This is a genomic window from Streptomyces sp. NPDC031132, from assembly GCF_055570595.1.
Genome location: NZ_JBVIGX010000002.1, coordinates 55712 through 75427 on the forward strand (window position 1 = coordinate 55712; position 19716 = coordinate 75427).

22 protein-coding genes and 1 pseudogene are annotated in these 19716 nt (G+C 72.0%); 6 read left to right on the forward strand and 17 right to left on the reverse strand.

The features are described 5' to 3' along the window. Positions 1-190 precede the first annotated feature (190 nt). The 9 genes from trpA to hisI all read right to left on the reverse strand — a co-directional run bounded on the left by trpA (position 191) and on the right by hisI (position 7140). On the reverse strand, positions 191-1003 hold the full coding sequence (gene trpA / locus ACZ49B_RS03270; protein ID WP_468299936.1) for a tryptophan synthase subunit alpha: 813 nt from the start codon (positions 1001-1003) through the stop codon (positions 191-193). Beyond that, positions 1000-2253 (reverse strand): tryptophan synthase subunit beta, encoded by a 1254-nt coding sequence (gene trpB, locus ACZ49B_RS03275; protein ID WP_468299938.1) that lies wholly within the window; start codon positions 2251-2253, stop codon positions 1000-1002. The genes trpA and trpB overlap by 4 nt, the downstream gene beginning before the upstream one ends. A gap of 222 nt (positions 2254-2475) precedes the next feature. Continuing rightward, on the reverse strand, positions 2476-2685 hold the full coding sequence (gene trpM / locus ACZ49B_RS03280) for a tryptophan biosynthesis modulator TrpM (protein ID WP_468299940.1): 210 nt from the start codon (positions 2683-2685) through the stop codon (positions 2476-2478). Between the two features lie 8 nt (positions 2686-2693). Next, positions 2694-3503, reverse strand: coding sequence for an indole-3-glycerol phosphate synthase TrpC (gene trpC / locus ACZ49B_RS03285; protein ID WP_266630169.1), 810 nt, complete (start codon positions 3501-3503; stop codon positions 2694-2696). 183 nt (positions 3504-3686) lie between these two features. Next, positions 3687-4178, reverse strand: a complete 492-nt coding sequence (locus ACZ49B_RS03290) for a DUF2752 domain-containing protein (protein ID WP_468299942.1) — start codon at positions 4176-4178, stop codon at positions 3687-3689. 70 nt (positions 4179-4248) lie between these two features. Continuing rightward, positions 4249-4500: an HGxxPAAW family protein gene (locus ACZ49B_RS03295; RefSeq protein WP_362635444.1), complete on the reverse strand. Its 252-nt coding sequence runs from the start codon at positions 4498-4500 to the stop codon at positions 4249-4251. A 96-nt stretch (positions 4501-4596) separates the two neighbouring features. Continuing rightward, positions 4597-5253 carry a TIGR02234 family membrane protein gene (locus ACZ49B_RS03300; RefSeq protein WP_468299944.1) on the reverse strand — a complete coding sequence of 219 codons (657 nt, stop codon included), beginning with the start codon at positions 5251-5253 and terminating at the stop codon, positions 4597-4599. 14 nt (positions 5254-5267) lie between these two features. Then, positions 5268-6758: an anthranilate synthase component I gene (locus ACZ49B_RS03305; protein WP_468299946.1), complete on the reverse strand. Its 1491-nt coding sequence runs from the start codon at positions 6756-6758 to the stop codon at positions 5268-5270. A gap of 19 nt (positions 6759-6777) precedes the next feature. Beyond that, positions 6778-7140, reverse strand: coding sequence for a phosphoribosyl-AMP cyclohydrolase (gene hisI / locus ACZ49B_RS03310; RefSeq protein ID WP_053786912.1), 363 nt, complete (start codon positions 7138-7140; stop codon positions 6778-6780). Positions 7141-7224: 84 nt separating this feature from the next. On the opposite strand from hisI, the gene ACZ49B_RS03315 reads away from it, so the two are divergent. Both ACZ49B_RS03315 and ACZ49B_RS03320 read left to right on the forward strand, forming a co-directional pair. Continuing rightward, positions 7225-7857, forward strand: a complete 633-nt coding sequence (locus ACZ49B_RS03315) for a TIGR03085 family metal-binding protein (RefSeq protein WP_468299948.1) — start codon at positions 7225-7227, stop codon at positions 7855-7857. A 167-nt stretch (positions 7858-8024) separates the two neighbouring features. Then, complete coding sequence (locus tag ACZ49B_RS03320) at positions 8025-8477, forward strand: hypothetical protein (protein WP_468299950.1); 453 nt, start codon at positions 8025-8027, stop codon at positions 8475-8477. Between the two features lie 82 nt (positions 8478-8559). Here the strand turns inward: ACZ49B_RS03320 and hisF are convergent, their stop codons facing one another. The 4 genes from hisF to hisH are packed head-to-tail and all read right to left on the reverse strand — an operon-like array spanning position 8560 to position 11115. Beyond that, the gene (gene hisF / locus ACZ49B_RS03325) at positions 8560-9315 is read right to left on the reverse strand and encodes an imidazole glycerol phosphate synthase subunit HisF (RefSeq protein ID WP_468299952.1); all 756 of its coding nucleotides are present in this window, start codon (positions 9313-9315) and stop codon (positions 8560-8562) included. After that, positions 9312-9722, reverse strand: coding sequence for a RidA family protein (locus ACZ49B_RS03330; protein WP_468299954.1), 411 nt, complete (start codon positions 9720-9722; stop codon positions 9312-9314). Before ACZ49B_RS03330 ends, hisF begins: the two co-directional genes overlap by 4 nt. Next, positions 9719-10450 carry a bifunctional 1-(5-phosphoribosyl)-5-((5-phosphoribosylamino)methylideneamino)imidazole-4-carboxamide isomerase/phosphoribosylanthranilate isomerase PriA gene (gene priA / locus ACZ49B_RS03335; RefSeq protein WP_468299956.1) on the reverse strand — a complete coding sequence of 244 codons (732 nt, stop codon included), beginning with the start codon at positions 10448-10450 and terminating at the stop codon, positions 9719-9721. Before priA ends, ACZ49B_RS03330 begins: the two co-directional genes overlap by 4 nt. Positions 10451-10455: 5 nt before the next feature. Beyond that, a complete protein-coding gene (gene hisH / locus ACZ49B_RS03340; protein ID WP_468299958.1) occupies positions 10456-11115 on the reverse strand; it encodes an imidazole glycerol phosphate synthase subunit HisH in 660 nt (219 codons plus the stop codon). 163 nt (positions 11116-11278) lie between these two features. Here hisH and ACZ49B_RS03345 point away from each other — a divergent pair. Further along, positions 11279-12463 (forward strand): annotated as a pseudogene (locus tag ACZ49B_RS03345) (RNA-guided endonuclease InsQ/TnpB family protein); the annotation flags it as partial. Between the two features lie 197 nt (positions 12464-12660). Here ACZ49B_RS03345 and hisB read toward each other — a convergent pair. The 3 genes from hisB to hisD are packed head-to-tail and all read right to left on the reverse strand — an operon-like array spanning position 12661 to position 15685. Further along, the gene (hisB, locus tag ACZ49B_RS03350) at positions 12661-13254 is read right to left on the reverse strand and encodes an imidazoleglycerol-phosphate dehydratase HisB (RefSeq protein WP_030155936.1); all 594 of its coding nucleotides are present in this window, start codon (positions 13252-13254) and stop codon (positions 12661-12663) included. After that, the gene (locus ACZ49B_RS03355) at positions 13251-14366 is read right to left on the reverse strand and encodes a histidinol-phosphate transaminase (protein ID WP_468299960.1); all 1116 of its coding nucleotides are present in this window, start codon (positions 14364-14366) and stop codon (positions 13251-13253) included. Before ACZ49B_RS03355 ends, hisB begins: the two co-directional genes overlap by 4 nt. Further along, entirely contained in the window at positions 14363-15685 is a 1323-nt protein-coding gene (gene hisD, locus ACZ49B_RS03360; RefSeq protein WP_468299962.1) for a histidinol dehydrogenase, read from the reverse strand. Before hisD ends, ACZ49B_RS03355 begins: the two co-directional genes overlap by 4 nt. A 125-nt stretch (positions 15686-15810) precedes the next feature. Between hisD and ACZ49B_RS03365 the strand changes: the two genes are divergently transcribed. From ACZ49B_RS03365 to ybaK, 3 genes are all read left to right on the forward strand, one after another. Further along, complete coding sequence (locus tag ACZ49B_RS03365) at positions 15811-17409, forward strand: oxidoreductase (protein WP_468299964.1); 1599 nt, start codon at positions 15811-15813, stop codon at positions 17407-17409. A gap of 73 nt (positions 17410-17482) precedes the next feature. Next, positions 17483-18223 (forward strand): LON peptidase substrate-binding domain-containing protein, encoded by a 741-nt coding sequence (locus ACZ49B_RS03370; RefSeq protein ID WP_468299966.1) that lies wholly within the window; start codon positions 17483-17485, stop codon positions 18221-18223. A 28-nt stretch (positions 18224-18251) separates the two neighbouring features. Beyond that, positions 18252-18743, forward strand: a complete 492-nt coding sequence (ybaK, locus tag ACZ49B_RS03375) for a Cys-tRNA(Pro) deacylase (RefSeq protein ID WP_468299968.1) — start codon at positions 18252-18254, stop codon at positions 18741-18743. Between the two features lie 168 nt (positions 18744-18911). Here the strand turns inward: ybaK and ACZ49B_RS03380 are convergent, their stop codons facing one another. Further along, on the reverse strand, positions 18912-19673 hold the full coding sequence (locus ACZ49B_RS03380; protein ID WP_468299970.1) for a hypothetical protein: 762 nt from the start codon (positions 19671-19673) through the stop codon (positions 18912-18914). Between the last annotated feature and the right edge of the window lie 43 nt (positions 19674-19716).

Below are 19716 nucleotides of genomic sequence, written 5' to 3' on the forward strand. Positions count from 1 at the left end.
TTTCTCGCGCCCCCGCATCAGCGGGGGGCGTGGGGGTTGTGTTTTTTGTTTTGTGGGGCCCGTGTTTTTTTTTTTCGTGGCGGGGGGAAAAGGGGGGGGGGGGGGGCCCCCCCCCCCCCCCCCCCGCCCCCACTTCCACCCGATCGGACTACAGAACCCGATCAAGGGTTCGCGCCGCGAATCGAACGCGTCAGCTCCTGCGTACGCCTTCCGCCAGCTCGCCCGCCAGCTCCCGTACGGCGGCCAGCCCGGCCGGCAGGTCCGGCGCGTCCAGCAGCAGCTTCACGAACGCCGAGCCGACGATCACCCCGTCGGCGAAGCCCGCGACCTCCTTGGCCTGCACCGCGTTCGAGACGCCGAGGCCGACGCAGACCGGCAGGTCGGTGGTGGCGCGGGTGCGCCGGACCAGCTCCTGGGCCTCGTTGCCGACCGACTCGCGGGTGCCGGTGACGCCCATCAGCGAGGCGGCGTAGACGAAGCCGGAACCGGCGGCCGTGATGGTCGCCAGGCGCGCGTCCTTGCTGCTCGGAGCGACGACGAAGACGGTCGCCAGACCGTGCTTGTCGGCGTGCTCGCGCCACAGCGCGGACTCCTGGACCGGCAGGTCGGGCAGGATGCAGCCCGCGCCGCCCGCCGCGGCGAGCTCGGTGGCGAATCGCTCGACGCCGTAGCGGTCGATCGGGTTCCAGTACGTCATCACCAGCACCGGGGCCCCGGTCGCCGCGTGGGCCTCGCGCACGGTGCGCAGCACGTCGGCGATCTTGACGCCGCCGCGCAGGGCGATGTCGTCGGCGGTCTGGATGATCGCGCCGTCCAGGACCGGGTCGCTGTGCGGGAGGCCGACCTCGACGACGTCCGCGCCGCCCGCGATGACGGCCTTGACGGCCTCGATGCCGCCGTCGACGGTCGGGAAGCCGGCGGGGAGGTAGGCGACGAGGGCCGCGCGGTCCTCGGACTTGGCCTTCGCGAGGGTGGCCGAGAGGAGTTCGATGTTGCCGCTCACTTGGTCTCCCCCTCGGAGGCGTCGGTGTCGTACAGGTTGAAGTAGCGGGCCGCCGTGTCCATGTCCTTGTCGCCCCGGCCGGACAGGTTGACCACGATCAGCCCCTCCTTGCCCAGCTCCTTGCCCAGGTCGAGGGCGCCCGCGAGGGCGTGCGCCGACTCGATGGCCGGGATGATCCCCTCGGTGCGGGAGAGGAGGCGCAGGGCCTGCATCGCGGCGTCGTCGGTGACCGCGCGGTACTCGCCGCGGCCGCTGTCCTTGAGGTACGAGTGCTCCGGGCCGATCCCCGGGTAGTCCAGACCGGCCGAGATCGAGTACGGCTCGGTGATCTGCCCCTCCTCGTCCTGGAGGACGTAACTGCGGGAGCCGTGCAGGATGCCGGGCTCGCCGGCGGTCAGCGTGGCCGCGTGCTCGCCGCTCTCGACGCCGTGCCCGGCGGGCTCGAAGCCGACCAGGCGGACGCCGGCGTCCGGGATGAAGGCGTGGAAGAGGCCGATGGCGTTGGAGCCGCCGCCGACGCAGGCCGCGACGGCGTCGGGCAGCCGGCCGGCGCGCTCCAGGATCTGGCGGCGGGCCTCGACGCCGATGACCCGGTGGAAGTCGCGGACCATGGCCGGGAAGGGGTGGGGGCCGGCGACCGTGCCGAAGAGGTAGTGGGTGCGGTCCACGTTGGCGACCCAGTCGCGGAACGCCTCGTTGATGGCGTCCTTGAGGGTCCGGGAGCCGGACTTCACCGCGATGACCTCGGCGCCCAGCATCCGCATCCGGGCCACGTTCAGGGCCTGGCGCTGGGTGTCGATCTCGCCCATGTAGACGGTGCACTCGAGGCCGAAGAGCGCGCAGGCGGTGGCGGTCGCCACGCCGTGCTGGCCGGCTCCGGTCTCGGCGATGACGCGGGTCTTGCCCATGCGCTTGGTGAGCAGTGCCTGGCCCAGCACGTTGTTGATCTTGTGCGAGCCCGTGTGGTTGAGGTCCTCGCGCTTGAGGAAGATCCGGGCGCCGCCGGCGTGCTCGGCGAACCGCGGCACCTCGGTGAGGGCGCTGGGGCGGCCGGTGTAGTTGACCATCAGGTCGTTGAGCTCGGCGGCGAAGGCCGGGTCCCCCTTGGCCTTCTCGTACTCGACGGCGACCTCGTCCACGGCGGCGACGAGCGCCTCCGGGATGAACTTGCCGCCGAAGTCGCCGAAGTAGCCCTCGGCGTTGGGGACGTGACCCTCCGGGTCCGGAATGAAGAACGAGCTGCTGGACATGCCCAGTACTCCTACGGGTGCGATGGGATGGATGCACCGTATTGCGCTGCGGGCCCGTGGCACGCGCACCCCGCTGCGGGGGCGGGGATGCGTACGGACCCGGCGGCCCGCGCCCGGAGCCGGCGGCTCGGGGCGACGGGCCGTGAGCGAGCACCGCTCGGGGCGGTACACCGGGCGCCGTCGGGTGACGACGTCAGACGTACCGGACCGGGACGGCCCTCGTTACAGCGCGCCTGTCGTGCGCCATCGCATGCCGTTGACCTGACCGGGCTCGGAGCCGATCACGTACCTGACCCGCCGCCCGTGCACCCGCCGTGCCGGGGCGCGGCAGCCGCGGGGGCGGCAGCCGCGCGCCAGGGGCGCGTGCGCCGTCGGCACGCCGGCCGGGCCATGGCCCGGTCGGGTGCGGACGGAGGGGCGGTCGGGGGCCATGGGACGGGTCAGCTCCGTCCGTGGCGCAGGGCGGGGTGGGCTCCGGCGGCGACGAGGTCGGCCACGGCCGACTTCGGGTCGCGTCCGGTGACCAGGGACTCCCCGACGAGGACGGCGTCGGCGCCCTCGTTGGCGTAGGCGATCAGGTCGTGCGGCCCCCGGATGCCCGACTCGGCAACCTTGACGATGTGGGCCGGGATCTCGCCGACGACGCGCTCGAAGGTGGAGCGGTCGACCTTGAGGTCCTTGAGGTTGCGGGCGTTGACGCCGATGATCTTGGCGCCGGCCGCAACCGCGCGCTCGACCTCGTCCTCGTCGTGGACCTCGACGAGCGGGGTGAGCCCGATGGACTCGGCCCGCTCGATGAGGGAGACGAGGGCCTCCTGCTCCAGGGCCGCGACGATCAGCAGCACGAGGTCGGCGCCGTAGGCGCGGGCCTCCCACAGCTGGTACGCCGTGACGATGAAGTCCTTGCGCAGGATCGGGATGTCCACGCGCGCGCGGACGGCCTCCAGGTCGGCCAGCGAGCCGCCGAAACGGCGCTGCTCGGTGAGGACGGAGATGACCGCCGCACCGCCCGCCTCGTAGTCGGCGGCGAGTCCGGCGGGATCCGCGATCGCGGCCAGCGCGCCCTTGGAGGGGCTGGAGCGCTTGACCTCGCAGATCACCTTGACGCTGTCGCCGCGCAGGGCAGCGACGCCGTCCTTGGCCTGGGGCGCCTTGGCGGCACGCTCCTTGAGCTCGTCGAGGCTCACGCGGGCCTGCCGTTCGGCAAGGTCTTCGCGGACCCCTTCGATGATCTCGTCGAGCACACTCACGCGAGCGGCCCCCTTCCGGGTTGATGACGGTCGGCCGCCTTGCAGACACGTACAACTGCAAGGTCAGCAATCAAATGGTATCCGCAGGAGGCCTTGCGCTCCGCACGCGGTTGACGGCATCCCAATCGCTGGACATTCGGAATCCGGGATTCATATGGGCCCCGGTCAGGCCTGATGCGGGCCTCAGGGGGCCAGGGCAGATCCGAACGGCAGGTTTCGGACCACCACGAAAACCAGTGCCAGCACCCCGATGGCCCACCAGTACGGCCGCCGCAGGGCGAAGCGCGGGGCCGGGCCGCCGCGGTAGGCGCGAACCAGCCACAGGGCCATGAAGCCGACGAAGGCGAAGTAACCGACGACGGCCAGGGCATTTGCCCCGAAAGCGGTGATCAGATCGCCGTGGGCGAAGGCGTGCGCACTGCGCAGCCCACCGCATCCGGGGCACAGAATTCCGGTCAGCCGAAAGAGCGGGCAGACCGGATAGTGGCCGGGTTCATTGGGATCCACGGCCCCCACGTACGCAAAGGCCAGCGCTGCCGCGGCCAGCGTGAGCGCCGGCCTGGCCAGCCGCCGCGCGCGGCCGGGCGGCGGCGCGGGCGCGGGCGGCACGGGCGCGGGCCCGGGCGCCGCGAGGGGGCTGTGAGAGGCGTCCACGCGCTGATTGTCTCCGCTCATGACAAAAGGCGCAGCCCGACGGGGCCGCGCCTTTCGAAGGTATGCACCGGTACCCGGACCTCGGCGGTACTCAGACCTTGGCGGCGGCCTTGTTCGCGGCGATGACCACGGCCAGGTCTTCGTGAGCGGCCTTCGGCGCGCCCATGCCCGCCGCCTTCATCGCCAGGCCCACCACACCGCCGAGCGCGACGACGACGAGACCGGCCCAGAAACCGAGCGGGTTCGCGATCACCATGAACGCGCCGGAGATGCAGAAACCGATGAAGGCGATGATGACACCGGTCCAGGCGGCCGGGGTGTGTCCGTGGTTAGTGCCCGCCATGAGTTGCTCCTCGTTGCTCTGTCTCAGGGTGTTCAGAAATCGCGTTCTGTGTCGAATGCTCGGTGCCCATTGTCCCGCACCGGGCGCGGTGCCTGGTCAGCGGGTCGGGTCCTCACCGCGGTCCAGGGCCTTCCACAGGTCCTCGGGCCGGTCGGGGTCCACCGACGCCGCCTTGCGGGGCCGGGGGCTGCCGTCGCGCTCGTAGCGGCCGCCCATCGCCGGCCAGCTGCCGCCGAAGCGCAGGGCGAGCAGTCCGGCGACCAGGATCAGGGCCGCACCGGCGGCCGTGACGTACGGCCAGGCCGTGTGCGTCAGCGCCCCCACGTGCGCCGCGGTGTCCGCGGTCGTACGGGCTGCCTGCGCGTCCAGGGCCTGCCGGTCGTCGGCGGCCAGCGCCGCGGAGAGGGCCGCGCCCAGGCCGCTCAGCGCGAGCAGCCCGGAGACCAGCAGCCGGCTCCTGCCCCGTACGGCGAACACGGCGACCAGGGCCGCGAGGCCCACGATGGCCAGGGCCGCCGGCAGCCCGGTCACGGCCCGCCCGTCCGCGGTCAGCGGCAGCGAGCCGCCCCCCACGGCGGCGGTGCCCCGGGCCCAGACGCGGCCGGAGGCGAGCAGGACGACGGTGGAACCGAGCGCGCCGAGCAGCAGGGCGACGGCCACGCTGCGGCGGCCGCCGCGGCTCTCCGTGCCGTCCGCGGCGGTGGGGGCGTCGGTGTCGTTTCGGGGTGGGGGTACGGCACTCACGTACCCCACTATCCCCTACGCCGTCACGGGCCGTTCAGCCGGTTCGCCGCTCCCACCGCGCGCAGGACTGCGGCCGCCTTGTTGCGGCACTCGTTGTCCTCCAGCTCGGGCACCGAGTCGGCGACGACTCCCGCGCCGGCCTGGACGTACGCCGTGCCGTCGCGCAGCAGCGCGGTGCGGATCGCGATGGCCGTGTCGGAGTCCCCGGCGAAGTCGAGGTAGCCGACGCAGCCGCCGTACAGGCCGCGGCGGGAGGGTTCGAGCTCCTCGATGATCTGCATGGCGCGCGGCTTGGGGGCGCCCGAGAGGGTGCCGGCCGGGAAGCAGGCGGTGAGCACGTCGAAGGCGGTCCTGCCCTCGGCGACCCGGCCGGTGACGGTGGAGACGATGTGCATGACGTGCGAGTACCGCTCGATCGACATGAAGTCGACGACCTCGACCGACCCGGGCTCGCAGACCCGGCCCAGGTCGTTGCGGCCCAGGTCGACGAGCATCAGGTGCTCGGCGCGCTCCTTGGGGTCGGCCAGCAGCTCCTCGGCGAGCTCGTGGTCCTCCTGCGGGGTGGCCCCGCGGTGGCGGGTGCCGGCGATCGGGTGGACCATGGCCCGCCCGTCCTCGACCTTGACCAGGGCCTCCGGGCTGGACCCGACGACGTCGAAACCGTTCTCGAAGCGGAACAGGTACATGTACGGGGACGGGTTGGTGGCCCGCAGCACCCGGTAGACGTCCAGCGCGGAGGCGGCACAGGGGGTCTCGAACCGCTGCGAGGGCACCACCTGGAAGGCCTCGCCGGCCCGGATCCGCTCCTTGATGTCCTCGACGGCGTCCTGGTACTTCTCGCCGCCCCACAGCGCGGAGAACGCCGGCAGCTCTGAGGCGGGCAGCGGCGTGGGCGTGTACGGGGCGGGCCGCGCGAGGTCGGCCTCCATCGCGTCGAGCCGGGCCACCGCGTCCGCGTACGCCTCGTCCACGCCGGTGTCGAGGTCGTTGTGGTTGATGGCGTTGGCGATGAGCTGGACCGTGCCGTCCCAGTGGTCCATGACGGCCAGGTCGGAGGTGAGCAGCATGGTCAGCTCGGGCAGCTGCAGGTCGTCGGCGGTGTGCTCGCCGATGCGCTCCAGGCGGCGCACGATGTCGTAGCCGAGGTAGCCGACCATGCCGCCGGTGAAGGGCGGCATCCCTCCCGCGAGGTCGCGGGGCGTGTGCAGGGTCTGGACGGTGGCGCGCAGGGCCTCGAGCGGGTCGCCGCCGGTGGGGACGCCGACGGGCGGGGTGCCGATCCAGTGCGCCTGGCCGTCGCGGACGGTCAGCGTGGAGTCGCTGCGTACGCCGACGAAGGAGTAGCGGGACCAGGAGCGGCCGTTCTCGGCGGACTCCAGGAGGAAGGTGCCCGGGCGTTCGGCGGCCAGCTTGCGGTAGAGCCCGACGGGGGTGTCGCCGTCGGCCAGCAGCTTGCGGCTCACGGGGATGACGCGGCGGTCCGCCGCGAGCTTGCGGAACGTCTCAAGATCCATGGCTTGGGACCCTACCTACCTATTCGGCCAGCGGAAGGACATCGGCGTCGAAGCACGTACGGGCGCCCGTGTGGCAGGCGGCGCCGACCTGGTCGACCTTGACGAGGAGGGTGTCGGCGTCGCAGTCCAGGGCGACGGACTTCACGTGCTGGAAGTGGCCGGACGTGTCCCCCTTCACCCAGTACTCCTGGCGGCTGCGGGACCAGTACGTGCAGCGGCCGGTGGTCAGGGTGCGGTGCAAGGCCTCGTCGTCCATCCAGCCGAGCATGAGCACCTCACCGGTGTCGTACTGCTGGGCGATGGCCGGAACCAGGCCGTCTGCGGAGCGCTTGAGCCGGGCGGCGATGGCGGGATCGAGGGAGGACGTACTCATGGGGGCCATTGTGCCGCGCCCGGGCGGCCGTGATGGATCACCGTCCGCCTGATGAGCGGGCGCGGGCCGGGTTCCGGCCGTAGGCTGGCCCCCATGTCTACCCATGCGAAGCGTGAACGCCTGCTGCTGGCGGACCTGTTGGAAGCGGCCGGGCCGGAGGCGCCGACGCTGTGCGACGGCTGGTCGGCCCGGGAACTGGCGGCGCACGTGGTGGTCCGGGAGCGTCGCCCGGACGCGGCGGGCGGCCTGCTGCTGAACGTCCTGAAGGACCGGCTGGACAGGGCGATGGCCGAGTACGCGGCCAAGCCGTACGAGGAACTGATCCAGCTGATCCGGACCGGGCCGCCGAAGTTGTCGCTGTACGCGCTGAAGCAGATCGACGAGGCGGCGAACGCGGTGGAGTTCTACGTCCACGCGGAGGACGTACGCCGCGCCCAGCCGGACTGGTCGCCGCGCCAGCTGGACCCGGTGTTCTCGGACGCCCTGTGGTCCCGCCTGGAGAAGCTGGCCCGGCTGACGGGCCGCCGCTCCCCGGTGGGCCTGGTGCTGCGCCGCCCGAACGGCCAGACGGCGGTCGCCCACAAGGGCACCCCGGTGGTGACGGTCACCGGCGAACCGGGCGAACTGACCCTCTTCTGCTTCGGCCGCCAGGACGCTGCCGCGGTGGAACTGGACGGCCCGAAGGAAGCCATCGCCAAGCTGACGGTGGCGAAGCTGGGCATCTGAGGCGCGGGCGCTCCGGGGCGGGCGCCGCGGAGCACCTGTACCGCCGGGCCGGTGAAAACGGGCATGGCGGCCCCGGGGGAAAGGTTTCCGCACCCCGCCCCTCCCTACGCTCCGTCACGGATGCCGACCGGTTCGGTGTCGTCACCGTGGAAGGAACGGAAACCCCCATGCGTCTTCGCACCACTGCCGCCGCGCTCGCCGGAGCCCTCGCGCTGGTCCTCCCCGCCGGAGCCCAGGCGTTCGCCGACGACGGCAAGGCCCTCGACTACGTGTACCTGGACCAGAACAACGCCGAGCAGAACGCCCAGATCAAGGATGCCGGCGCGGACACGTGCCACGCGCTGCCGTCCGCCGCCTCGAACGTCGTCGAAGCGGTGAACGGGACCGACTCGGAGGCCCTGCTGTTCGAGGACGCGGAGTGTGGGGGCGAGCCGGTCGCCACCCTCCAGCCGGGTGACAAGGCCGGCGACTTCCACGCCGCCGCGGTGGTCTTCCGTCAGGCGCGCAAGCAGGAGCAGCAGCCGACGGACAAGCAGGAGGCGGACAAGCAGGAGAAGCCGCAGATGGGGCAGATGCCGGAGCAGCAGGAGCTCCCCGACGCCTTCGGCGACTTCTTCTAGGAACGCCCGCCGCCCGGCCGGGGAACCGGGGGCGTTCCCCCGCGTTCCCCCGCGTCCCCCGGCCGGTGCGGCCCGGCGAAGGTCAGCGGACCGGGTGGCCCGCCTCGCGGAGGGTGTCCTTGACCTGGCTGATCCGCAGGTCACCGAAGTGGAACACCGACGCCGCGAGCACCGCATCGGCACCGGCCGCGATCGCCGGGGCGAAGTGCTCCAGCCTCCCGGCACCACCGGAGGCGATCACCGGCACCGTGACGTGCTTGCGCACCGCCGCGATCATCTCGGTGTCGTACCCGTCCTTCGTCCCGTCGGCGTCCATCGAGTTCAGCAGGATCTCCCCGGCACCCAGTTCCGCCGCCCGGTGCGCCCACTCGACGGCGTCGATGCCGGTGCCCTGGCGGCCGCCGTGCGTGGTGACCTCGAAGGAACCGGTCGGCGTGCGGCGGGCGTCGACGGACAGGACGAGCACCTGCCGCCCGAAGCGCTCCGCGATCTCCTGGATCAGCTCGGGCCGCGCGATGGCGGCGGTGTTCACGCCCACCTTGTCCGCACCGGCCCGCAGCAGCTTGTCCACGTCCTCCGCGGTGCGGACGCCGCCGCCCACGGTCAGCGGGATGAACACCTGCTCGGCGGTCCGCCGCACCACGTCGTACGTGGTCTCGCGGTTCCCGGACGACGCGGTGATGTCGAGGAAGGTCAGCTCGTCGGCGCCCTCGGCGTCGTACAGCTTGGCCATCTCCACCGGGTCCCCGGCGTCCCGCAGGTTCTGGAAGTTGACGCCCTTGACGACCCGGCCGTTGTCCACGTCCAGGCAGGGGATCACTCGTACGGCGAGGGTCATGCGACGCCTCCCCCGGAAGCCTGGGGCGCCTTGTACGCCTCGACCTCCACCTCGACGACCATCGACGGGTCGACGAAGCCGGAGACGATGAGCATCGTCGCGGCCGGGCGGACCGCGTCGAAGAGCTCCTTGTGGGCGCGGCCCACCTCGTCCACGTCGCGGGCGTGCGTCAGGTACATGCGGGTGCGGACCACGTCCTCGGGGCCGAGGCCGGCCTGGGCGAGGGCCTTGAAGGCGACGCCGAAGGCCGCGATGGTCTGGTCGTACGGGCCGCCCGCGTCGGCCGCGGTGCAGCCGGAGACCAGCACGAGGCCGTTCGGGAGCTGCACGGCGCGGGAGTAGCCGATGACGTCCTCGTAGGGGCCGCCGGAGGAGATGCGGCGTACGTCGGCGGAGGGGTTGCTCATGCGGAGACCACCTTCAGGGCTTCTTCCAGGGTGAAGGCCTTGGCGTACAGGGCCTTGCCGACGATCGCGCCCTCGACGCCCAGCGGCACCAGCTCGGACAGCGCCCGCAGGTCGTCCAGAGAGGAGATCCCGCCGGAGGCGACGACCGGCCGGTCGGTGGCGGCGCAGACGTTCTTCAACAGCTCCAGGTTGGGGCCGGTCAGCGTGCCGTCCTTGCCGATGTCCGTGACGACGTAGCGGGCGCAGCCCTCGGAGTCCAGGCGCGCGAGGGTCTCGTAGAGGTCCCCGCCCTCGCTGGTCCAGCCGCGGCCCTTGAGGGTGGTGCCGCGTACGTCGAGGCCGATGGCGATCTTGTCGCCGTGCTCGGCGATGGCCTTGGCGGCCCACTCGGGGGTCTCCAGGGCGGCGGTGCCGAGGTTGACGCGGGTGCAGCCGGTCGCGAGGGCCGCGGCGAGCGAGGCGTCGTCGCGGATGCCGCCGGAGAGCTCCACCTTGATGTCCATGGCGCCGGTGATCTCGGCGACCAGGGCGCGGTTGTCGCCGGTGCCGAAGGCGGCGTCCAGGTCGACGAGGTGCAGCCATTCGGCGCCGGAGGCCTGCCAGGCGAGGGCCGCGTCCAGCGGGGAGCCGTAGGAGGTCTCGCTGCCGGACACCCCGTGCACGAGGCGGACGGCCTGCCCGTCGCGGACGTCGACCGCGGGGAGGAGTTCCAGCTTGTTGACGGGCATCGGCATCAGAGGGTCTCGATCCAGTTGGTGAGGAGCTGGGCTCCGGCGTCGCCGGACTTCTCGGGGTGGAACTGGGTGGCCCACAGGGCCCCGTTCTCCACCGCCGCGACGAACGGCTCGCCGTGGGTGGCCCAGGTGACCTTGGGGGCGCGGATCACCGGGTTGGTGACCTCCAGGCTCCAGTCGCGCACCGCGTACGAGTGCACGAAGTAGAAGCGGGCGTCGTCGTCCAGGCCCTTGAAGGCCTGGCTGTCGGCCGGGGCGTCCACGGTGTTCCAGCCCATGTGGGGCACGATCGGGGCGCGCAGCGGCTCGACGGTGCCGGGCCACTCGTCGAGGCCCTCCGTCTCCACGCCGTGCTCGATGCCGCGCTCGAAGAGGATCTGCATGCCGACGCAGATGCCCATGACCGGGCGGCCGCCGGAGAGCCGGCGGCCGATGATCCAGTCGCCGCGGACGTCCTTGAGGCCCTGCATGCAGGCGGAGAACGCGCCGACGCCGGGGACCAGGAGCCCGTCGGCGTCCATCGCCTTGTCGTAGTCGCGGGTGATCTCGACGTCCACGCCGACGCGCGCGAGGGCACGCTCGGCGGAACGGACGTTTCCGAAGCCGTAGTCGAAGACCACGACCGTCTTGGTCGGTCTGGCGGGACTAGCGGCGCTCATCCCAACCTCCTTGCGTGAAAACTCCCGGCGTCAGCCGGGTGGGCGAACGGCGACCGCCGCTTGGTACCGATCTTGAGGGGTACCGCTGCGTGAGGCCTTGACCCGCAGTTGTGTTCGTATCGTGACCGCCCCTAACGTCCGAGGCGTGGGCCCTTCTCATCCGGTGAGGCGCGCGTTCAAGTACCGCTTCTATCCGACCGACGCGCAGGCAGCCGAGCTGTCGCGGACGTTCGGCTGCGTCCGGAAGGTCTACAACCTGGCATTGGCCGCACGCACGGACGCTTGGAGCCGCCAGGAAAGTATGAGCTACGGACAGACGTCGGCGATGCTCACGGCGTGGAAGCGGACGGAAGTGCTGGCCTACTTGGCCGACGTGTCGTCGGTTCCGTTGCAGCAGGCTCTCCGGCACTTGCAGACTGCCTTCGTCAACTTCTGGGGCAAGCGCGCCGAGTACCCGCGCTTCAAATCCAAGCGGAAGTCCAGAGCTTCGGCGGAATACACGCGCAGTGCGTTCCGGTACGCCGACGGTCGGCTTACGCTCGCGAAAATGGCCGAGCCGCTCCGCGTCGTGTGGACCCGCGCCCTTCCGTACGGCGCAATGCCGAGCACGGTGACGGTTTCGCGGGACAGCGCCGAGCGATGGTTCGTCTCGCTCCTCTGTGAGGACACGCCGCAGCAGCTGCCCACCACCACGAACGCGGTCGGCATCGACATCGGGCTGACGGCGCTGGTCACCCTGTCCACCGGCGAGAAAGTCCCCAACCCCAGACATCAGCGCGGGGAGTGCCACCGCTTGGCGAAGGCGCAGCGGGAGCTGGCGCGGAAAAAGAAGGGGAGCAAGAACCGCGCCAAGGCGCGCATCCGGGTGGCGAGGATCCACGCGCGGACAGCTGACCGCCGCAGGGACCTCCTGCACCAGCTGACGACTCGACTCGTGCGCGAAAACCAAACGCTCGTGATCGAGGACCTCACGGTCGACAACATGCGGAGGAACCGCACACTGGCCCGGAGTATCAGCGACGCGGGCTGGCGTGAGCTGCGCTCCATGCTGGAGTACAAGGCAGCCTGGTACGGACGCGAGCTGATCACTATCGACCGGTGGTTCCCCAGCACGCGCATGTGCTCGGCATGCGGAACCGTCAAGGACACAGTGCCCCTGAACATCCGCGAATGGACGTGTGACGCCTGCGGGACGACCCACGACCGCGACGGAAACGCCGCGATCAATCTTCTGGCCGCCGGGCTGGCGGTAGCTGCCTGTGGAGCGGGTGTAAGACCTCATCGGGAGTCCTCCTCTCGGTCGGGGCGGTCTGTGGTGAAGCAGGAATCCCCACCCGCGAGGGTGGGAGCTCTCTCCGCTGGGGAGGGAGCGAGGTCAATCCCAAATCCCCTGGATCCGCAGGACTCCGGCGGCGAGGCACATCGCGGAGCCGATGGCGAGCAGGATGATGACCGACTTGGGCATCTGCTGCTTCTGGAAGGAGTAGACGCCTCCGGCCAGGAAGAGGCCGAAGACGATCAGGATGGTGTTGAGGCCGTTCACGGCTAGAGGGCGCCCTTCGTGGAGGGCAGGATCCCGGCGGCGCGCGGGTCGAACTCGGCCGCGTAGCGCAGGGCGCGCGCGAGGGCCTTGAACTGGCATTCCACGATGTGGTGGGCGTTGCGGCCGTACGGGACGTGGATGTGCAGGGCGATCTGGGCCTGCGCGACGAAGGACTCGAAGATGTGCCGGGTCATCGTCGTGTCGTACTCGCCGATCATCGGCGCCATGTTCTCGGGCTCGGTGTGCACGAGGTACGGGCGACCGGAGAGGTCGACGGTCACCTGGGCGAGGGACTCGTCGAGCGGCACGGTGCAGTTGCCGAAGCGGTAGATGCCGACCTTGTCGCCGAGGGCCTGCTTGAAGGCGGCGCCGAGCGCGAGGGCGGTGTCCTCGATGGTGTGGTGGCTGTCGATGTGCAGGTCGCCGTCCGTCTTGACCGTGAGGTCGAAGAGGCCGTGGCGGCCGAGCTGGTCGAGCATGTGGTCGTAGAAGCCCACGCCCGTCGAGACGTCGACCTTGCCGGTGCCGTCGAGGTTTATCTCGACGAGGACCGAGGTCTCCTTCGTCGTCCGTTCGACCCGTCCGATGCGGCTCATGCGTGCTGCTCCTTCTTCAGTGCGCGAACCGCTTCCAGGAACGCGTCGTTCTCGGCCGGGGTGCCGGCGGTGACCCGCAGCCAGCCCGGTACGCCGTTGTCCCTGACCAGGACACCCTGGTCGAGGATCTTCTGCCAGGCGGTGTGCGAGTCCTCGAACTTCCCGAACTGGATGAAGTTCGCGTCGGACTCGGTGACCTCGCAGCCGATCGCCCGCAGCTCGGTGACGAGGCGGTCCCGTTCGGCCTTGAGCTGCTCGACGTAGCCGAGCAGGGTGTCGGTGTGCTCCAGGGCGGCCAGCGCGGTCGCCTGGGTGACGGCCGACAGGTGGTACGGCAGGCGTACGAGCTGGACGGCGTCGACCACGGCCGGGTGCGCGGCCAGGTAGCCCAGGCGCAGCCCGGCGGCGCCGAAGGCCTTGGACATGGTCCGGGAGACCACCATGTGGGGGCGGCCCTCGATCAGCGGGAGGAGGGAGTCGCGGTGGCTGAACTCCACGTACGCCTCGTCGACGATGACCAGGGAGGGCTTGGCCGCCTGCGCGGCCTCGTAGAGGGCGAGGACCGTCTCCGCCTCGACCGCGGTGCCCGTGGGGTTGTTGGGCGAGGTGATGAAGACGACGTCGGGCGCGTTCTCGGCGATGGCCTGCGCGGCCGCCTCCACGTCGATCGTGAAGTCGTCGCGGCGCGGGCCGGAGATCCAGCCCGTCCCGGTGCCCCGGGCGATCAGTGCGTGCATCGAGTACGAGGGCTCGAAGCCGATCGCGGTGCGGCCGGGCCCGCCGAAGGTCTGCAGCAGCTGCTGGATGACCTCGTTGGAGCCGTTGGCGGCCCATACGTTCTCCCGCGCGACCGGGTGCTTGCCCGTACGGGTGAGGTAGGCGGCCAGGGCGGTCCGCAGCTCGATCGCGTCCCGGTCGGGGTAGCGGTTGAGGGTGCGGGCGGCCTCGGAGACGCGCTCGGCGATGCGCCGGACCAGCTCTTCGGGGAGCTCGTACGGGTTCTCGTTGGTGTTCAGCTGGACGGGCACGTCGAGCTGCGGGGCGCCGTACGGGGTCTTGCCGCGCAGCTCGTCCCGGATGGGGAGGTCGTCGATGCCGATCGGGCCGGTCATGACTGCGGGACCTTCCATCCGAAACGCGCCTTCAGGGCCGCGCCGTGCGCCGGCAGGTCCTCGGCCTCGGCCAGCGTCACCACGTGGTGGGTGACCTCGGCGAGGGCGTCCCGCGTGTAGTCGACGATGTGGATGCCGCGCAGGAAGGACTGCACGGACAGGCCGGAGGAGTGGCAGGCGCAGCCGCCGGTGGGCAGCACGTGGTTCGACCCAGCGCAGTAGTCGCCGAGCGAGACCGGGGCCCACGGGCCGACGAAGATCGCGCCGGCGTTGCGGACGCGGGCGGCCCAGGCCGCGGCGTCGGCGGTCTGGATCTCCAGGTGCTCGGCGCCGTACGCGTCGACGACCTTGAGGCCGTCCTCCAGGCTGTCGACCAGGACGATCGCGGACTGCTTGCCCGCGAGGGCCGGCTTGATCCGGTCCTCGACGTGCTTGGTGGCCGCGACCTGCGGCTCCAGCTCCCGCTCGACGGCGGCCGCGAGCTCCTCGGAGTCCGTGACGAGCACGGCGGCGGCCAGCGGGTCGTGCTCCGCCTGGCTGATCAGGTCCGCGGCGACGTGCACCGGGTCGGCCGTGGAGTCCGCGAGGACCGCGATCTCGGTCGGGCCGGCCTCGGTGTCGATGCCGATCCGGCCGGTGAAGTAGCGCTTGGCGGCGGCGACCCAGATGTTGCCGGGCCCGGTCACCATGTTGACGGGGAGGCAGTCCTCGGTGCCGTACGCGAACATCGCGACGGCCACCGCGCCGCCGGCCGCGTACACCTCGTCCACGCCGAGCAGCGCGCACGCGGCGAGGATCGTCGGGTGCGGCAGGCCGCCGAACTCCTTCTGCGGCGGGGACGCGAGCGCGATCGACTCGACGCCCGCCTCCTGCGCCGGAACGACGTTCATGACGACGGACGAGGGGTACACCGAGCGGCCGCCGGGCGCGTACAGGCCCACGCGCTCGACCGGAACCCACTTCTCGGTCACGGTGCCGCCGGGGACCACCTGGGTGGTGTGCTCGGTGCGGCGCTGCTCGCGGTGCACGATCCGGGCGCGCCGGATGGACTCCTCGAGGGCGGCGCGGACGGCCGGGTCGAGCTCGTCGAGCGCGGTCTTGAGCGCCTCGGCAGGGACCCTGACCTGCGAGAGCTCCACCCCGTCGAACTTCTGCGCGTACTCGATCAGCGCCGCCGTGCCACGATGATGGACGTCCTCGCAGATGGGCCGCACCTTCTCCAGGGCAGCTTCTACGTCGAACTCGGCACGGGGCAGCAGATCGCGCAGGGCGCCGCCCTCGGGGAGGGCGTCACCGCGCAGGTCGATACGAGAGATCACCTCCCAATTCTCTCAGACCGTCTCCCGCCACCGTCCGCCCGTATCACTGGCTGATACACGCCCCGGATGTCACTGCCGCCCACTAGCGTTCCCCGTACACGTATGCACAGCGGAGGGGGGCCGCCATGGCGGAGGCACGGCCGGGCGAGGAGCCCGCGGATCTCACCGGTCCCGAACGCCGTATGTGGCAGGCGTACCGGACGGGCAGCGTGTGCGATCTCAGCGCCCGGGCCGCCGCCGAGGACGATCCGCACAGCGACCGGGTCTGGGACGCCGGGCGCAGCGTCCGTGCCCAGGTGGTGGCGCTGCTGCTGCTCCACGGGCCGCCGCCGGTGCCGGGCCGGGTGGCCTCGCTGAAGCTGCGCGGCGTACGGATCACCGGGCGCCTCGACCTGTCCGGCGGCACGGTGCAGCCGTACGTCGAACTCCAGTCCTGCCGCTTCGACAGCGAGATCCAGCTGTCCGAGACCCGGTTCGTCACCCTGCGCATGGTCAACTGCGCGATACCCCGGCTGGACGCCTCCCGGCTGCACACGGAGGGCGACCTGCACCTGCCGCGCTGCCGGGTGGCCCGCGGGATCCGGCTGACCGACGCGCAGATCGGCACCGACCTGCTGATCAGCCAGGCGGTGGTGCAGCGGGACAACAAGGGCCGGGCCATCGCCGCGGACGGGATGTCGGTCGCGCAGGACTTCCAGGGCGAGCTGCTGGAGACGTACGGGGAGGTGAGCCTGCGCGGCGCGAAGGTCGGCGTGTCGATGAACCTGCGCGGGGCGCGGCTGCGCAATCCGTACGGGCGGCGCGCGCTGAACGCCCCGCAGCTGACCGTCGAGCGGACCCTGTACCTGACGTCGATCGCCCTGGACTACGTCCTCGGCGACTCCGGCTCCTCCACTCCTCCGTACGGGCTCGGCCAGACCCCGACGCGCGGGCAGCGGGCCCAGCGGTTCGAGTGCCGGGGCGGGCTGCGGCTGGACGACGGCCGCTTCGGAGACGCGGTCGACTTCTACGGCGCCCGGTTCACGCTGACCGAGGAGCAGGAGGTCTCGCTGCGCCGGATCCAGACGCCGGAGCTGCGGTTCGTCGGCGAGCGGCCGGAGCGCGGGCGGGTGGTGTTGTCGGGGGCGAAGGTGGTCAAGCTGGTCGACACCTCCACCAGCTGGCCGGGCCAGGGCGGCGTGTCGATCGAGGGGTTCGCGTACGAGAACCTCGCGCCCCGCGGCCACTTCCCGCTGGTGCGCCGGCTGGAGTGGGTGGCGGCGGCCACTGCGGAGTACTCGCCGGAGCCGTACGAGCGGCTGGCGACCGTACTGCGCGCCAGCGGCGAGGACGCGGACGCCCGCGAGGTGCTGCTCGCCAAGCAGCGGCGGCGCCGGGCCACCCTGCCGCCGGCGCTCAAGGCGTGGGGGTACCTCCAGGACTGGACGGTGGCGTACGGGTACCGCCCGGGCCGGGCCGCGCTGTGGATGGCGGTGCTGTGGGCGGCGGGCGCGCTGCTCTTCTCCCGGCACGAGCCGCCGCCGATCAAGGCGGACGAACACCCGAACTGGGAGGCGGCGCTGTACGCGCTGGATCTGCTGCTCCCGGTCATCGATCTCGGTCAGGAGGGTCAGTGGAAGGTGGAGGGCGGCTGGCAGTGGGGCTCGGCGGCCCTGGTCCTGCTGGGCTGGATCCTTGCGACGACGGTGGCGGCGGGAGCCTCGCGGCTGCTGAGACGGGGATGACCGGGAAGGCGGGGAACGACCGGGGAACAACTGAGGTGACAGGCCCTGGCCTGCGGCCACTACCCTGTGCCTCGTGACCTCCGTTCGCCTGCCCCTCTTCCCGCTGAACTCGGTGCTGTTCCCGGGACTCGTCCTCCCGCTGAACGTCTTCGAGGAGCGTTATCGCGCCATGATGCGGGAGCTGCTGAAGACGGGCGACGACGAACCGCGCCGCTTCGCGGTCGTCGCGATCCGCGACGGCCGGGAGGTCGCGCCGACCGCGCCCGGCCTGCCGGACCAGACGGCCCTGCCCGAGCGCGGCCCGACGGCGGGCTTCGGCCCGGACCCGATCCAGGCCTTCCACCGGGTGGGCTGCATCGCGGACGCGGCGACGATCCGGGAGCGGGAGGACGGCAGCTTCGAGGTCCTGGCGACCGGTACGACGCGGGTGCGCCTGCTGTCGGTGGACGCCTCGGGCCCGTACCTGGTCGCGGAGCTGGAGGAGCTCCCGGAGGACGGGGGCGACGGCGCGGGCGCGCTGGCGGAGGGGGTCCTGCGGGCCTTCCGGAACTACCAGAAGCGGCTGGCCGGGGCCCGGGAGCGGTCGCTGTCCTCGCCCGCGGACCTGCCGGACGAGCCGTCGGTGGTCTCGTACCTGGTGGCGGCGGCGGCCGTACTGGACATCCCGGCCAAGCAGCGGCTGCTGCAGGCGCCGGACACCGCGACGCGGCTCGCGGAGGAACTGAAACTGCTGCGCGCGGAGACGGCGGTCATCCGCCACCTCCCGTCGCTCCCGGCGGTGGACCTGACGCGCGCGCCGACGAGCCCGAACTGACGGCGCCCGAACCGATGGCGAAGGACTGATGGCGAAGAAGAAAGCCCCTGCGGGTACTCCGGCCATCGCGGCCCTGACCTCTGCCCAGGCGGAGTTCACGGTGCACGCGTACGAGCACGACCCGGCGCACTCCTCGTACGGCGAGGAGGCGGCGCAGGCCATGGGGGTGTCCCCGGACCGGGTCTTCAAGACGCTGGTCGCGGACGTGGACGGCGTGCTGACGGTGGCGGTGGTCCCTGTGTCGGGCAGCCTGGACCTGAAGGCGCTGGCGACCGCGGTCGCCGGGAAGCGGGCGGCGATGGCGGACCCGGCGCTGGCGGAACGCACGACGGGTTACGTGCGGGGCGGCATCTCCCCGCTGGGCCAGCGCAAGCGGCTCCGCACGGTGGTGGACGTGTCGGCGTCCGGGCACGCCACGATCTGCATCTCGGCGGGCCGCCGGGGCCTGGAGGTCGAGCTCCCGCCCACCACCCTGACCACCTTGACGGGCGCCACCCTGGCCCCCATCGCCCGCCACTAGCCTCCGCTGCGCGGGGCCTTCTCCCCGCCCCGCCCTTCTCCCGTTCACCGGGGCAAGCCCCGGACCCCCGCGCCTGAAACGACCGGGTCCGGGCAGAGCCCGGTGAACGGGAGAAGGGCGCGGCGGGGCCGGCCCCGCGCAGCGGACCGCCGCCGCCCAGGCGGACGGTCAGCCCCGCGGAGGCTCCGGTGCGGACGGGTCCGACGGGTTCGGCCGACCGGACGGGTCCGGCCGGTTGGCCCGGGCCGACGGGTACGACTCGTCCGACGGGGTCGACTCGGCCGAGTGGGCCGACGCGGGCGTCCCGTGGACGTACGGCGGGGGATAGGTCTCCCACGCCGGGTCGGCGGCGGCGTCGGCCGGGTCCGGGTCCTGGGGGGACCACAGGGCCGTCAGGCCGAGGTGGACGGCCACGGCGACCATCGGCCAGACCAGCAGCACGCCCCGCGCCAGCAACTGCAGCGGCGCATCGAACGGCACCCCCTTCCCCGCCTTCAGCGCGGCCGCGGCCACGTCCGCCGACGGCCCCAGCCACAGCCCCAGCCGCCAGCCCACCAGCGCGGCGAAGCCGGACCCGATCATCAGGCCGACGACCAGCGGGACACCGCCCCGCCTCCGCCACAGGAACACGAGCACCGCGGTCAGCACGCCGAACCCCAGCGACAGAACGAAGAACGTCCCGTCGGCCCCTATCCGGGCCTCGCTCTCGCTGCTCCGCAGGAAGACGGCCTCGCCGTTCGACACGTACTGCGCCCTCGGCGCCAGCCACACCCACAGCAATCCGAGCAGCACCCCGGCCACCCCGGTCACCAGGGCCACGGCGGCCCCGTCGCGGATGTCCCCCGGGGTGATGCCCGTGGTGGAGCCGGCCGGCTTCCCGGGCGGCAGCGGCGGTTCGAACGGGGACGGCGTGGTCACGGCTTCGGTCACCCCCACATCGTGCCAGGTGCCCGCCGCGTCGGCTTCAGCGGCT

Bases quoted from the DNA above. Each gene is read 5' to 3' on its own strand.
- ACZ49B_RS03290 (WP_468299942.1), bottom strand. From the start codon at position 4,178: ATGAGCGGAGACAATCAGCGCGTGGACGCCTCTCACAGCCCCCTCGCG.
- hisF (WP_468299952.1), bottom strand. From the start codon at position 9,315: ATGACCCTCGCCGTACGAGTGATCCCCTGCCTGGACGTGGACAACGGC.
- hisB (WP_030155936.1), bottom strand. From the start codon at position 13,254: ATGAGCCGCATCGGACGGGTCGAACGGACGACGAAGGAGACCTCGGTC.
- trpB (WP_468299938.1), bottom strand. From the start codon at position 2,253: ATGTCCAGCAGCTCGTTCTTCATTCCGGACCCGGAGGGTCACGTCCCC.
- ybaK (WP_468299968.1), top strand. From the start codon at position 18,252: ATGGCGAAGAAGAAAGCCCCTGCGGGTACTCCGGCCATCGCGGCCCTG.
- ACZ49B_RS03365 (WP_468299964.1), top strand. From the start codon at position 15,811: ATGGCGGAGGCACGGCCGGGCGAGGAGCCCGCGGATCTCACCGGTCCC.
- priA (WP_468299956.1), bottom strand. From the start codon at position 10,450: ATGCCCGTCAACAAGCTGGAACTCCTCCCCGCGGTCGACGTCCGCGAC.
- trpM (WP_468299940.1), bottom strand. From the start codon at position 2,685: ATGGCCCCCGACCGCCCCTCCGTCCGCACCCGACCGGGCCATGGCCCG.
- ACZ49B_RS03320 (WP_468299950.1), top strand. From the start codon at position 8,025: ATGCGTCTTCGCACCACTGCCGCCGCGCTCGCCGGAGCCCTCGCGCTG.
- ACZ49B_RS03295 (WP_362635444.1), bottom strand. From the start codon at position 4,500: ATGGCGGGCACTAACCACGGACACACCCCGGCCGCCTGGACCGGTGTC.
- hisI (WP_053786912.1), bottom strand. From the start codon at position 7,140: ATGGCCCCCATGAGTACGTCCTCCCTCGATCCCGCCATCGCCGCCCGG.
- ACZ49B_RS03315 (WP_468299948.1), top strand. From the start codon at position 7,225: ATGTCTACCCATGCGAAGCGTGAACGCCTGCTGCTGGCGGACCTGTTG.
- ACZ49B_RS03330 (WP_468299954.1), bottom strand. From the start codon at position 9,722: ATGAGCAACCCCTCCGCCGACGTACGCCGCATCTCCTCCGGCGGCCCC.
- ACZ49B_RS03355 (WP_468299960.1), bottom strand. From the start codon at position 14,366: ATGACCGGCCCGATCGGCATCGACGACCTCCCCATCCGGGACGAGCTG.
- ACZ49B_RS03305 (WP_468299946.1), bottom strand. From the start codon at position 6,758: ATGGATCTTGAGACGTTCCGCAAGCTCGCGGCGGACCGCCGCGTCATC.
- hisH (WP_468299958.1), bottom strand. From the start codon at position 11,115: ATGAGCGCCGCTAGTCCCGCCAGACCGACCAAGACGGTCGTGGTCTTC.